The sequence below is a fragment of the Dyella japonica DSM 16301 genome (assembly GCF_001010355.1).
Lineage (GTDB): Bacteria > Pseudomonadota > Gammaproteobacteria > Xanthomonadales > Rhodanobacteraceae > Dyella > Dyella japonica.
In genome coordinates this window covers 102,691-114,902 of sequence record NZ_JPLA01000024.1, presented here as the reverse complement: position 1 = coordinate 114,902, position 12,212 = coordinate 102,691, and the positions used below count along the sequence as shown (strand labels likewise).

18 protein-coding genes are annotated in these 12,212 nt (G+C 63.2%); 8 read left to right on the top strand and 10 right to left on the bottom strand.

Annotated elements, in window-relative coordinates; all coding sequences use genetic code 11:
- The first annotated feature begins 74 nt into the window (after positions 1-74).
- Entirely contained in the window at positions 75-1,064 is a 990-nt protein-coding gene (locus Y882_RS09730) for an MBL fold metallo-hydrolase (RefSeq protein WP_162207409.1), read from the top strand.
- A 20-nt stretch (positions 1,065-1,084) separates the two neighbouring features.
- A complete protein-coding gene (locus Y882_RS09725; protein ID WP_046971710.1) occupies positions 1,085-2,086 on the top strand; it encodes an NAD(P)H-quinone oxidoreductase in 1,002 nt (333 codons plus the stop codon).
- Between the two features lie 3 nt (positions 2,087-2,089).
- On the opposite strand, the gene Y882_RS09720 is transcribed toward Y882_RS09725, so the two are convergent.
- Positions 2,090-2,317: a hypothetical protein gene (locus Y882_RS09720; RefSeq protein WP_046971709.1), complete on the bottom strand. Its 228-nt coding sequence runs from the start codon at positions 2,315-2,317 to the stop codon at positions 2,090-2,092.
- Between the two features lie 123 nt (positions 2,318-2,440).
- Here Y882_RS09720 and Y882_RS09715 point away from each other — a divergent pair, with 123 nt between their 5' ends.
- A complete protein-coding gene (locus tag Y882_RS09715; RefSeq protein WP_046971708.1) occupies positions 2,441-2,668 on the top strand; it encodes a hypothetical protein in 228 nt (75 codons plus the stop codon).
- Positions 2,669-2,681: 13 nt separating this feature from the next.
- Here Y882_RS09715 and Y882_RS09710 read toward each other — a convergent pair whose 3' ends face one another.
- The 3 genes from Y882_RS09710 to Y882_RS18870 all read right to left on the bottom strand — a co-directional run bounded on the left by Y882_RS09710 (position 2,682) and on the right by Y882_RS18870 (position 6,205).
- A complete protein-coding gene (locus Y882_RS09710) occupies positions 2,682-3,116 on the bottom strand; it encodes a universal stress protein (protein ID WP_046971707.1) in 435 nt (144 codons plus the stop codon).
- Between the two features lie 145 nt (positions 3,117-3,261).
- On the bottom strand, positions 3,262-5,556 hold the full coding sequence (locus Y882_RS09705) for a TonB-dependent receptor (protein WP_046971706.1): 2,295 nt from the start codon (positions 5,554-5,556) through the stop codon (positions 3,262-3,264).
- A gap of 166 nt (positions 5,557-5,722) precedes the next feature.
- Positions 5,723-6,205, bottom strand: coding sequence for a DUF2946 family protein (locus Y882_RS18870; RefSeq protein WP_082121044.1), 483 nt, complete (start codon positions 6,203-6,205; stop codon positions 5,723-5,725).
- 412 nt (positions 6,206-6,617) lie between these two features.
- Between Y882_RS18870 and Y882_RS09695 the strand changes: the two genes are divergently transcribed.
- Positions 6,618-6,941, top strand: a complete 324-nt coding sequence (locus Y882_RS09695) for a hypothetical protein (protein ID WP_046971705.1) — start codon at positions 6,618-6,620, stop codon at positions 6,939-6,941.
- 158 nt (positions 6,942-7,099) lie between these two features.
- A complete protein-coding gene (locus Y882_RS09690) occupies positions 7,100-7,426 on the top strand; it encodes a HigA family addiction module antitoxin (RefSeq protein ID WP_046971704.1) in 327 nt (108 codons plus the stop codon).
- Positions 7,427-7,429: 3 nt separating this feature from the next.
- Here Y882_RS09690 and Y882_RS09685 read toward each other — a convergent pair whose 3' ends face one another.
- The 3 genes from Y882_RS09685 to Y882_RS09675 are packed head-to-tail and all read right to left on the bottom strand — an operon-like array spanning position 7,430 to position 8,845.
- Complete coding sequence (locus Y882_RS09685; RefSeq protein WP_046971703.1) at positions 7,430-7,924, bottom strand: DUF1801 domain-containing protein; 495 nt, start codon at positions 7,922-7,924, stop codon at positions 7,430-7,432.
- 36 nt (positions 7,925-7,960) lie between these two features.
- Positions 7,961-8,371: a VOC family protein gene (locus Y882_RS09680; RefSeq protein WP_046971702.1), complete on the bottom strand. Its 411-nt coding sequence runs from the start codon at positions 8,369-8,371 to the stop codon at positions 7,961-7,963.
- Between the two features lie 33 nt (positions 8,372-8,404).
- On the bottom strand, positions 8,405-8,845 hold the full coding sequence (locus Y882_RS09675) for a helix-turn-helix transcriptional regulator (RefSeq protein WP_046971701.1): 441 nt from the start codon (positions 8,843-8,845) through the stop codon (positions 8,405-8,407).
- Between the two features lie 306 nt (positions 8,846-9,151).
- Here Y882_RS09675 and Y882_RS09670 point away from each other — a divergent pair, with 306 nt between their 5' ends.
- The gene (locus tag Y882_RS09670; protein WP_342018542.1) at positions 9,152-9,604 is read left to right on the top strand and encodes a YeeE/YedE family protein; all 453 of its coding nucleotides are present in this window, start codon (positions 9,152-9,154) and stop codon (positions 9,602-9,604) included.
- Positions 9,601-10,017 carry a DUF6691 family protein gene (locus Y882_RS09665; protein ID WP_046971699.1) on the top strand — a complete coding sequence of 139 codons (417 nt, stop codon included), beginning with the start codon at positions 9,601-9,603 and terminating at the stop codon, positions 10,015-10,017. Before Y882_RS09670 ends, Y882_RS09665 begins: the two co-directional genes overlap by 4 nt.
- Here Y882_RS09665 and Y882_RS20785 read toward each other — a convergent pair.
- Positions 10,007-10,216, bottom strand: a complete 210-nt coding sequence (locus Y882_RS20785) for a type II toxin-antitoxin system HicB family antitoxin (protein WP_052949853.1) — start codon at positions 10,214-10,216, stop codon at positions 10,007-10,009. The two genes, Y882_RS09665 and Y882_RS20785, sit on opposite strands and share 11 nt — an antisense overlap.
- 429 nt (positions 10,217-10,645) lie before the next feature.
- On the opposite strand from Y882_RS20785, the gene Y882_RS09655 reads away from it, so the two are divergent.
- A complete protein-coding gene (locus tag Y882_RS09655; RefSeq protein ID WP_046971698.1) occupies positions 10,646-11,152 on the top strand; it encodes a hypothetical protein in 507 nt (168 codons plus the stop codon).
- Positions 11,153-11,268: 116 nt separating this feature from the next.
- On the opposite strand, the gene Y882_RS09650 is transcribed toward Y882_RS09655, so the two are convergent.
- Positions 11,269-11,568 carry a HigA family addiction module antitoxin gene (locus tag Y882_RS09650; RefSeq protein ID WP_046971697.1) on the bottom strand — a complete coding sequence of 100 codons (300 nt, stop codon included), beginning with the start codon at positions 11,566-11,568 and terminating at the stop codon, positions 11,269-11,271.
- 65 nt (positions 11,569-11,633) lie between these two features.
- The gene (locus Y882_RS09645) at positions 11,634-11,912 is read right to left on the bottom strand and encodes a type II toxin-antitoxin system RelE/ParE family toxin (protein ID WP_046971696.1); all 279 of its coding nucleotides are present in this window, start codon (positions 11,910-11,912) and stop codon (positions 11,634-11,636) included.
- Between the last annotated feature and the right edge of the window lie 300 nt (positions 11,913-12,212).

The window sequence follows — 12,212 nt, the reverse complement described above, 5'->3', positions numbered from 1 at the left end:
CCTTCATGCCCTCGCCGGCATCGGACCCTCCGTATGCGCGCCGCACCGGTCGCGCCCGGTCCGTCGAGGCAAGGATGAGAATCGCATTGATCGTGCTGTGCTGCGTGGCGGCCCTATGCGGCGCCCCAGCGGTTGCCCAACCGGTGCCGGGCGACCTGAAAGTCCATTGGGATGCCGGCGCGGCCGATTGCCAGGCGCATCCACCCCGCCCGCTGCAGGTCCACCGCTACGACGAGCGCACCTACATCCTGCGTGAGAGCCTGTGCCAGACCTACGAAGGTCCTTTCATCTACCTGCTGATCGGCTCGACCCGCGCCCTGCTGATCGACACCGGCGATGTCGCTGACGCCAAACAGATGCCGCTGGCATCGACCGTCCTCGGCTTGCTCCCCATGGTGAACGGCCGGCGGATACCACTGCTGATTGTTCATACGCACGGACATCTGGATCACCGCTCGGGCGATGTGCAGTTTGCCTCGGCGCCCGATGTGTCCATCGTCGGCACGGATCTGCCGCAGGTGATTGCCGGCCTTGGTTTCCAGCTATGGCCGCATGATGTGGCGCACATCGATCTGGGCGATCGCACGATCGATGCCATTGCCACGCCGGGCCATTACCCTTCGCACCTGTCGTTCTACGACGCAGCGACCGGCCTGGCGTTCACTGGCGATTTCTTCCTGCCTGGCCGGCTGATCATCGACGATCCGGCGGCGGACCGCGCCAGCGCCACGCGCATCAACGACTATCTGCGCGATCGGCCGGTGACGGCCGTGCTTGGCGGACATGTCGAACTGGACGCGCGCGGCCAGGTCGAGCCGATGGGTTCGAACTGGCATCCGGACGAAGCGCCCTTGCCGCTGAGCAAGCAGGACATTGCCGGCCTGCCCCAGGTGCTTGCGTCGTTCAATGGCTTCTACGGACAGTCCGGGCGATACGTGATGTACAGCCAGGCGCGCATGCTGCAGGTGATCAGCGTGGCCGGCATTCTTCTCTTAATCGTCATCGCGCTGTCCTTACGCTGGTGGTTCAAACGCCGACGTCACGCCCGCGCCGGCCACCCCTGAACACCTGCCAGGAGCGCTCCATGCGTCCATCGCTCCCGGCCGTCATGACGGCCATCCAGATCAGTGCGCCCGGCCCGGCGGATGTGTTGAAGCCGCTGCAGATGCCGGTGCCCGTGCCCCAATCCGGTGAAGTGTTGATCCAGGTAAGAGCGGCGGGCGTGAATCGCCCGGATGTGCTGCAGCGCCAAGGCAACTACCCGATTCCACCCGGCGCCAGCCCCCTGCCCGGCCTGGAAGTGGCCGGCACGGTGGCGGCGATCGGCGGGGGCGTAACGACGCATGCAGTGGGTGACGAGGTCTGCGCCTTGACCAATGGCGGCGGCTACGCCGAGTACTGCGTCGCACCCGAAGGACAGGTGTTGCCGATACCCCAGGGGGTGTCGATGCTGCAGGCCGCAGCGATCCCCGAAACCTTCTTCACGGTGTGGGCCAATCTCTTCCAGCTCGGTCACGCGCGGCGCGGCGAAGTGGCGCTGATTCATGGCGGCACCAGCGGCATCGGCACCACGGCACTGATGCTGTGCCGCGAATTTGGCCTGCGCGCCTTCGCCACCGCCGGCGGCATCGAGAAATGCGAGGCCATCCGCGAAATGGGCGGCGAGCCGATCAACTACCGGCAGGAATCGTTCGTGGAAGTGGTGCTTGCGCGCACCGAGGGACGCGGCGCCGATGTGATACTGGACATCATGGGCGCGGCCTATTTCGCCGACAACCTGGCCACGCTGGCGCGCGACGGACGTCTGCTGCTGATTGGCTTTCTCGGCGGCGGCATCGCCGAGCATGTGAACCTCCATGCCATCATGACCAAGCGCGCCGTGGTCACCGGTTCGGCCATGCGCCCGCGTTCGGCACAAGAAAAGGCGGCCATCGCCGCCTCGCTGAAGGAATATGTCTGGCCGGTGCTGGCGCAGGGCCGTTGTCTGCCGATGATTCACGCCAGCTACCCGCTCGCCCGTGCGGCCGATGCGCACCGCGAAATGGAAAGCAGCCAGCACATCGGCAAGATCGTGCTGGTGATGTGAGCCTTAGAAAGCTGCCATCTCTTGCTGAGCCAGCGGCAGCGGCGTGTGTCCATGTGCCGCTTCCTGCCATTCGCCCATCTGGCGACGCGCCTCGCGAATCTGCAGCTCGCCGGTCGGATGCCGGCGCAGCTGGGCGCGTAGCAGCTCGATCTCCTGCTGGAGCAACGCGTTCTGCTCGATCAGCTCGTCGCAGGCGCGCGATAGCAAGTCGTTGTCGCGATCCCATTCCATAAAGCACCGCTTGTCGTCATGGGGGTGGGATACAAACGTTGCCTCCGAGGCCGTTAATGCGCCGTGAGACTTTGGCTAAGTCCTTTGCGCGGCCTTGACGGACCTTGAGCGTAGGCTCGATGCATGGCCCATACGCATGCGCAGCTTGAGCAAATGTTGGAGGCACTGGACGAGTCCGTCCCGCGACTGGTGCAGACCACCCCGGCGCCGGGCGACTTCTGGAACAGCTTCACCCGGCTGGCCCAGGCCATCCAGGATCGCGCCCAGCCCAGCGACCGCGCCTGGGTGTGCGACCGGCTGGACGCCATCCAGGTCAAGCATCACCTGGTTCCGCCTGCCGATCAGATCTGATCGACCGCCTCGCTCACTGGCAGATCAGCACCGGAGTGTTACAGCAAAGCATCACTTTGTGCGGCACGCTGCCCAGCAGCACGCGCTCCAGACCCTCGGACCCGCGTGACCGCATCACGATCAGGTCGCAGTGATGTTTGGCCGCGGCAGCCACAATGGCCACGTCCGGACGCAAGTCGAACACGAACTCCGTTTCGCAGGGCACGTTCAGCGCGATGGCGCGCTTGGCCACTTCATCCAGATAGCTCTGCGCCCGCGTCTTGGCGACTTCGCGGTGGCAATCACTGTGCTGCAGCAGCTCGGACATGAAGGACACCGTGGACAGCGGCGGCATCACGTGCACGGCAAAGACCTTCGCCTCCAGCTTGGCCGCCAGTTCAATGCCTGTCTCCACCGCCTTCAACGCTCGCTCGGAACCATCCACCGGCAGAAGAATGTTCTTGAACATCACCTGGCCTCCCTTGGATTCCGGGTACCAGTTTAATCCTGTTGCGTTGCCCTGATGTGCAGAACCCGGCGGGCCCTCAACCCGCCGGATCCTCACCCTGTAGGAGCGCACCCTGTGCGCGACCACAACCCGCCTCACCCACCCCTCAAAGACTCAACTTCACGTCCGCCACAAACGTCCTCTGCGGAAACGGGTGGTACAGGTAGTACTTCTCGTTGGTGAAATTATCGATGCCCAACGACGCCGCCAGATGCTCGTTGATCTGGTAATGCGCGCGCACGTCAAACACCGTGAACTTGTCGAACGCGCCAAACACGTGCGGCGTGTTGTCGGAGTTGTCCAGCGTGGAGTACTGCTTGCCGCTGTAGCGCCCCGCCAGCGTGAACGCCCACTGCGCATCAGGCCGGTACGTCGCCACCGCCGTGGCACGCCAGCGCGGCACGTACGGCGCGTGCCTGCCCTCGGACGTGCTGCCTGTGGTGCTGACAAAACTGTCGTTGGACAGCACGGTGGAATCGACAAAGGTGACGCTGCCGGAAAGCTCCAGCCCGCGCACCAGCACGTTGTCCTTCTGCGCCACGAACTCGATGCCGCGATTGCGCAGCTCGCCCACGTTCATCACATAGCTCACCGGCACCGCCACGCTCGGCAGCGTGGCGGTTTGCGAGATCAAGGCGTCCTTCGTGTTCTCCTGGAACAGCGACACGCGCAGCATGCCCTGCTCGATCGAGTGCTCCACGGCCAGCTCACCGCTGCGCGCGGTTTCGGGCTTCAGGTCGGGATTGGGCACGCTGAAGGTGGAACCGGTGGACACCAGCTGGTACAGCTCGCCCACGGTCGGAAAGCGGATCGCCTTGGCCAGCGAACCGGTGATACGCCAGTTGTCGGCCACGTTCCATTGCAGCGTCGCCTTGGGCGAGAAGCCGTCGGCCTTCTCCACCGGCTGCTGCACCGCCGTCTTGCCGCTGAAGTTGTAGCCGTCGCTGGCTTTCCACCACTCGTAACGCCCGCCCAGGGTGAGCATCCAGTCCGGCGCGAAGCACCATTGATCCTGCAGCCACAGCGCCTGTGTCTGCGTCTTGCCGCGCCCCGTCGAATACAGCGTGGTCAGGCTGTCCGTGTCCTGCCAGTTGCTCAGATTGGTGGTGGGATTGTTCAGTTCGTACTGATCGGCATGCGCACCGATCGACACTTCATGCGCACCGCCGTATCCCTGCGGCCGCCAGATGCCGGTGGCATCGGCCGTCGACCACTGCGTGCCGCCGTAACTCGCCAGCCGCCCGTTGGTGGTCACGTTGGTGCCGCTGGTGACGCCTGCCGGCTGCCACTGGTTGTCCTTGAGAAAAGCGTAATGCGTGGCCACGAACGAGGCATCGTAGTCGCCCTTGGTATCGGACTTCAGCGACAGGCCCTGCATCAGGTGATGCGCGCTGAGCTGGTAGATGTTGCTGGCGAAGCCCGCAACCTTGCCGTAGGTCGGATTGCCCGCGCCGTCGGTCAAGTAGGTGTCCGTATCCGACTGGCCGTGATTGCTCCAGTAGCCGACCAGGTAACTCAGCTTCCACTGCGGCGTGATGTCGTAAGTCAGCTCGCCATTGAGATCGAGCATGCGCGTATGCAGCAGGCCGCCTGCCCCGTAGACATTCGCCACCTGCCCCATCTTGTTCAATGCGGGAATCGTGCCGCTGGTGCCCGCCGGCGTTGTGCCGCCGGTGATGATGGATAGCGGCTGGCTGAAGCTGTTGGTCGCGCTCGCGCCGAAGAACCAGCCGAGCTTGCCGCTATGCCCGCCGGCGGTGAGGCTGGTCTGGCTGGTGCTGAAGTGGTCGTGCGTGCCATACAGGTCGAACGACTGCACCGCCTCGGTCTGCTTGATGGTGACTTCGGTCTTCTCCGGCATGCGCGTGACGATGTGCATCACGCCGCCCATCGAGTTGCCTGCATAGGCTGCCGAATACGGCCCATACATCATGTCGATGTGATCGATCGCCTCCGGCGAGGTCATGCCCCAGCGCGGCGCACCGATCGTATTGTTGTTGGCGATCAGCGCCGAGATCGGAATATCGTCGATATAGACCAGAGTGCGCGCACTGGAATTGACGCCCCAGTTGCGCGTTGCCAGCACCGGCTGGGTGTCGCCGTAGTTGCGCTTGCGGATGAAGATGCTCGGCAGGTATTTCGCGGCATCCTCCACATCCACCGCATTGATGGTGGCTTCCACGCGCTCCGCCGGCACCGACGCCAGCGTGGCGGGAAAACCCGGCGCCGCCAGCTTCTGCGCGGCGGCGGTGACCTTCACCGGGCCAAGACTGGTGACATCGGATTCCGGAATCGGTGCGTCCGGCTGATTGCCGGGGCCGCTTTGTGCCCAGGCGATGGATGAAGCAAGCAGCGTGAGCGGCAATCCAAGAGCCGCTGCGCGCAGGTGAGAAAAGCGCATGACAAGACATCCGTTGTGGCCAGCGTCGCGAGGCGACGCATGGCTGGGGCGCGGGCAAGCACGAGGACGCAGGCACGTGCGCGCGATCCCGCGCGCCTACGCACCGTCCCCTGTGTTTGCCGTCGATAGCGATGGGCGCGCCAGACAGGCGCCCACCATCAAGCCGTCATCCCAGCTGGATGGACGGCGGTCCCCGCGGATGTGCGCTGAGCACGGGCTGCGCATGCCAGGTGACACTGGAACGCGCGACAGGTGCGACCGCCGGCAGCGGTGCGGCGAGCAGGAGAGCCAGCACCGCGCCCGACAGCAGCGGGGTATGGGCCAGCATCGTGCAGTAGGCGCAGTGGTCCAGATGCTGGGCCGGATCGCCCGGCATCTCCGGCATGCCGGGCATGCCAGCCATATGAACCATGCCAGGCATGTCTGCCATGCCGGACATATCGCCCATGCCCGGCATCGACGCGTGGTCCATGGCCGCATGGGCAGCCATGTCCGTCGACACCAGTGCGGGAAGCACGCGGGAAACCGTGGGCGCAGCCGCCAGAAGCCACATGGCGGCCACTGCCAACCATGCCACCAACCGTCGTGATGTCCTGCGCCGAATCAAACTGCTTCCCAACCCTTGAGTAGGCTCCAGAGATGATCGCATTTCGCGGCGCCCGTGGCACGCGAAACATGCTGCGGCGTGGCGTCACGCCACCTTGCGTTGTCGATCCATACCCGGGTCCGGCGTGGTTTATTCCCTGCCGCGGCGGGACCTACACGCCAGCAGACTCCCCCGACCTCGCGCCCTGACGTCGCAAGCCTGGGCCGCGTCATTTCCCCCGGCGCGCGCCTCGGCAGCGAACTTCGCCAGGTATCACCCATATCGAGCACATGGGCGCGATGAAGCCCGACAGCCTGCCGAAACCTGCTTTGTTATGTTGCTAAACGCCGCTACGCGTGGTGCCTGATGGTAGACGCGAGCGGCCTCGGCAATCCTGCCGTGAGTAACGCGGGCCGCATGGGCTGCCACCCATGACGACCCGCTCACCATCAACAACTAACGCAGGAAGTTGATCATGGCTGCGCCGGATCATACGGCACTCATTCGCCCGTTCTTCGCCATGGATGGCACCCTCACCGCCCCTCCCTCATGCCCGTATGTCGCGGGCACGAGGGAGTCCATGCAGCGCCCGCTCACCTCGCAAGACGGCATCTCGCAGGTAGCGGACACCCTCGCCAACCGCCTTGCCGATAGCCAAGCCCGCCTCCACGCGCAGTACCTCGAATGGCCCACGGATCCCAGCCGATGGCCGTTTCCCCGGGTCTACGCCGACGGCATCGGTACGGCGATCCGCCATTCGCAGCCATACTCCGGGTTACTCGATCGCATGCCGAAGTGAACGCACCGCCCTCTCGTTGAGCGTCCCCGCCGCCCATCGAACGCTGGCGTCGGCCGGTCCCGACCGGATGCCCTCTGACAGTAACAACAGATATTCACCGACACAGATGGCTGTAGTCGCCTAGCCAGCATGCCGCCGTGTCCGACAGGAAAACTCTTATGTGCCTCACCCAACTCGATCCGCGCCTGGATGTGGATCCCGACACCCCGCTGCGACGCCCCGGCGACGTACTGCTGCACGACTACATGCTGCCGCGCGATCTCAGCGCCGCCCAACTCGGCCGCCGCACCGGTGTGCGGGCCAGCCATCTCAAGGGCATCACCCTGGGCACCCGGCGCATCACGCCGGAAATCGCCCTGCGCCTGGCATGCGCGCTCGAACCCACCGCCTTCTACTGGATGGCCTTGCAGTGGCGCTTCGACCTGGAAAAGACCCAGCAGCAGCTCACCTCGCGGCGCGCCAGCCCTAAGCGGGCCAGCGAATAACCCTTACGCCTTGGTCTTGGCGGCTTTCTTGACGGCCTTCCTGGTCGCTGTCCTGGTTACCTTTTTGCTGACTGTCTTGCCAGCCTTGGCCGCCGGTTTTGCGGCAGCCTTGCGCGATGCTGGCGCCGGCTTTTTTGCCTTGGACTGGTTATAGGCAGTGGCCGCCTTCACCAGTTTCTTCAGGGCGGTCTTGTTGACCTTGTCGCCCTCGAGCAGATCGATGGCGCGCCAGGTACTGCCGCCCAGGCCGTTGTTGAACAGCTGATCGGGATCATCCAGCTTCGCGCCATGCGAGAAGGTGACCTTCACCTTCTCCTTGTGCGCATTGGCCACCGCGATGATGCCGTCGCGATACCAGGTGGGGCTGCCCATCCACTTCCATTCCTCCACGATCTCCTTGTCGGCATCGAGAAAGGCCTTGCGCACATCGGCCAGCGTCTTGCCACGCCAGTCCGTGATGCCTTCGATCAGTGCGTCGATGCGTTCCGATGGATTCATGGGGTCCTCCCGCTCATCAATGGATGGGCTGCGTGATCAGCGTAGCTGCTGGATACGAATCATGTTGCCGGCGGGATCGCGCACTGCACAGTCGCGCACGCCATAGGGCTGATCGGTCGGCTCCTGCACGATGTCCGCATCGCTCGCCTGCAACTTCTCGAACGTCCCGGCCAGATCCTTGGTGCCCAGCAGGATGATGCCGAAGGTGCCCTTGGCCATCATCTCGGCAATGGTGCGGCGCTCGTCGTCGGTAATGCCGGGGCTGGCTTCCGGCGGATACAGCACCACGTTGATGCCCGGTTGCCCCGCCGGCCCCACCGTGATCCAGCGCTTGCCGCCGTAACCCACGTCGTTGCGCACTTCGAAGCCCAGCGTGTCGCGATAAAAAGCCAGGGCGGCGTCCGGGTCGTTCTGCGGCAGAAAGCTCGAATGTATGGAGATATCCATGGCGTTCCTCTCGGTGGTGGTGATTGCGTGGCCTCAGTCTAGATCGGGCTCACCCGCCGATACTTCTCGATTCCTGATCGGCCGCGTCACCTGCCTGGCCACACACGACGGCATACCTGCCGTGGCCTGTGATTCCCGCCGTTTGTAGACGCCCGGCGACATCCCCACCAACTCCGTGAACCGCGTGGTGAACGTACCCAAGGACTGACAACCCACCGTGAAACAAACGTCAGTCACGCTCAGATCCCCACGCCGTAACAGCGCCATCGCGCGCTCAATGCGCCGCGTCATCAGATACGCATAAGGCGACTCGCCATAAGCCGCGCGAAACTGGCGACTCAGATGACCGGCAGACATCTGCACCCCGCGCGCCAACGCCTCGACATCCAGCGGCTCCGCATACTCGCGATCGATGCGGTCGCGCACGCGGCGCAGGCGGGCCAGGTCGTGCAGGTTGGCGGGCGTCGTGGTCACCCTGGGATCGTGGCACGGCGGGATGGGAGGCTCAAGCCGGGCGGCTCTCCCGCAACGACAGGAACGTCACGCGGGCGCCGAACTTTCTTCGGCGCTACCGCCATAACGCCATCGCCACCGCTGACCCCGCATTCACAATGTTGTGCGCGATCAATGATGGCTAAATGCTACGCGTAGATAGGCGAATGCACATCAAAATGCATCCGCCAACTCCCGCCAGACCAAACCCCTGCAAGCTACCCGTGCCACACGCAACTGAATATCGACGAGTAGCATTCCCAAGCCATCGAGGCCTATATTCGATCCATCGCAACCACCAAGATCGGTGCCGATATGCACCCCTGGGTCTCCTCGCTGATGGGCGGTGTCTTGATCGGCATTTCGGCGGTCTTGTTGATGGCGTCGATGGGTCGCATTGCCGGTATCAGCGGCATCGCCAGCAGTCTTTTGACCGGCGCACGGGATCGAAGCTGGCGCGTCGTTTTCCTGGTCGGCCTCGTTGCAGGGCCGTGGCTGCTATTTCTCTTGCAAGGCGAGAGCGCCATCGGCGTACCCGTGGTCTCGTGGCCCTGGATGGCGGCAGCGGGCTTGCTGGTTGGCTTTGGTACCCGGCTCGGCAGTGGCTGCACCAGCGGTCATGGCGTGTGTGGTGTGGCAAGACTGTCACGGCGGTCGCTGCTGGCCACAGCCCTGTTCGTCGCCGCCGGCATGGCGACCGTCTTCGTCATTCGACATCTGCTGGGAGGCCTGGGCGCATGAAGCTTGGCATCGCATTGCTGGCCGGCCTGCTGTTCGGCTTGGGTCTCAGCCTGGCAGGCATGACCTCGCCTGCCGTCGTGCTTGGCTTCCTCGATATCGCCGGCGCCTGGAATCCTCGCCTTCTCTTCGTGATGCTGGGCGCCGTACTTACAACGGCCATCGGTTACCGCTTGGTGTGGAGCGGTCCGCGGCCCTGGTTCGACGACGCATTCCACGTGCCTGATGCAACACGCTTCGATAAACGCCTGGTGATTGGCGCTCTGCTGTTTGGTGCCGGCTGGGGTATCGCCGGTTACTGCCCGGGGCCGGCGTTGGCGTCGTTGAGTGGCGGCTACGCGTCGGTGTTCGTGCTGGTGGGCTGCATGGTGTTGGGCTGGTGGCTTGGGGCGCGGGTGCCTGGGACTAAGAGCTGATTGGAAGTGGTCCCTGGCATCGTTCTTCCGCCGTAATGGTGAGGTTGATGCGGAAAGCCTTGCTGCTCAACTTGGCCAGATCCACCTCAGCGAACGCCCACGTCCAACCCTTGAACTCTTTGCGACGCCGCAATGACTCAACGGTGGACGGCTTCGGCACCGCCTCACCACGTTCGATGTAATCCTCCGGCAGCAGCATCGCCTCTTCGCCGTGGGTGATTGCATCGTCGATATGGTCGCCCTCGCTAAATGCCCCCCCGGAACATCCGGAACAACGACGCCAAAAGCGTACTTCTCGTCGCCGTACTCGATGGCAACGGGAAAACGCAGGGTCTAAGTCCTTCGGGCGCGAGATGCCAGCGACAACTTCACGACTTACACAGATCGATCGCACGGCCTACGCAGAAATTCGAAGATTGCAATTGACCCCGAGTCCAACAGCGACTGATTGTCCGAAAGCTCGGGGTGCCTCGTCCTCTCCATTCGACGCTCGCCATCCAAGTCCCCCGAGCATCGCGATGAATCCGCGGGCCCCATACCGTTTCGCTTCTGGTTGTTCAAACACAGCTGGCGATGTCACAGCGATACCTCGGGCCTGTACTCAGCCATTGGACAAGGAGAATGTTTGATGAAAATGAGGAATGTCATGCTTATAGGTTTAGCCTGCCTTGGAACGATCACTGCAGTGAATGCCTGGGTCACGCCTGCAAGCTCCAACGTCGCCTCCTATGGAAAGGTCGTCAACACATTCGATATTCCGCGTGGATCGCCCGAATACGACCAGATTCGCGCATGGCTTACTGAGGCAATCACTCGCACCGGCGATCGCGTTGGCTCTCCGACCAATCTCTCAAGCGACAGCCTCGGCGCCAACATCCACGTCCAGGTCGTGCATCAGGTCACCACGAAAGGGAGCGTCGCCGCCATGGGCGCGCCGATCATGCCACCCCCTCCCTGGACACCGGGGACGAGTGGCTACAGGGTTGGTGACTCGGCCATCGTCAGCCTCACGAACGGAGGCTGGACCCAGATGTGGTCCTTGTCGCTGCAAAACACCAGCACGGGTTTGATGTGGCTGACGACTGAATACCACGCAACGAGGGATGCTGTGGATCAACCGCCGTTGCCGCACTGAGGTTGCGTGACTGGGCGCCAAAGCTTCACCGGGAAACGGGACGTACTGAGCCAAAGAGAACGGAGGATGATTTGACTGCTTCCGTCTCCTGTTCCGGGATTGGGACACCAGCCGGATCAGGCCGCGCGCGGATGGATATGGGCTAGCGCATCACCCAACTGATCCTCAGCCGTTTCAATGTCGAACTGCTGCTGCAAATTCATCCAGAACGCAGCCGACGTGCCGAAGTAACGACCAAGGCGCAACGCCGTATCTGCCGTAATGTTCCGCTTGCAGTTGGCAATCTCATTTACCCGGGTAGGCGTCACCCCAAGCTCGCGCGCCAGCGCATTCGCCGAGAGTTCGAGCGGCTCCATAAATTCCCCGCGCAGGATCTCCCCGGGATGGATGGGAGGAAGTTTTTTCTTGGTGGTCATGGTTTTCACTCCGGCCTTATTCTGGTGCGAGCGCGATACTCTGATTTAAGCGAATGGGCGCCTGCCTAGTGGTAGTCACATATTTCTACGTCGTAAGCGTCGCCATCCCTCCAGCTGAAACACACGCGGTATTGAGCATTGACACGGATGCTGTGCTGTCCTTTGCGGTCGTCTTTCAGCGCTTCGAGTCGGTTACCGGGAGGCGATCGGAGATCTTCCAGCGTGGTCGCCGCATTGACCATGTTGAGCTTGATTCGCGCGGCGGCCTCGATGTTGACCCAGCGGCGCATCCTTGAACGACTAAATAGGGCTTCCGTGTCTTTGTCCGCAAAGGTCTTGATCATGGCTTATCGTATCCCGAGATGCGATATACTTCAAGGTTAGTGCCGCCAGCAAACAGCGCGGCAAGTGCCGGATGTCGTCGCGCCGAAATTTGGCCTAGCGAAATGGCGCCGTGCCCCATTTCATGCGCCAGCGTGCACGTTTTCAAGCGCGCGCACTACCTTCAGACCATCTTAGGGAATGCTGCTGACATTCGGCCAGCCTTGGGCCGTCATCCATCGCCTCGCCTAGGTGGACACCCATCTCACCGATCCCTGACAGACGATGCCAACCCTGCTTGTTAGGGTCAGTCAGTCATTCGC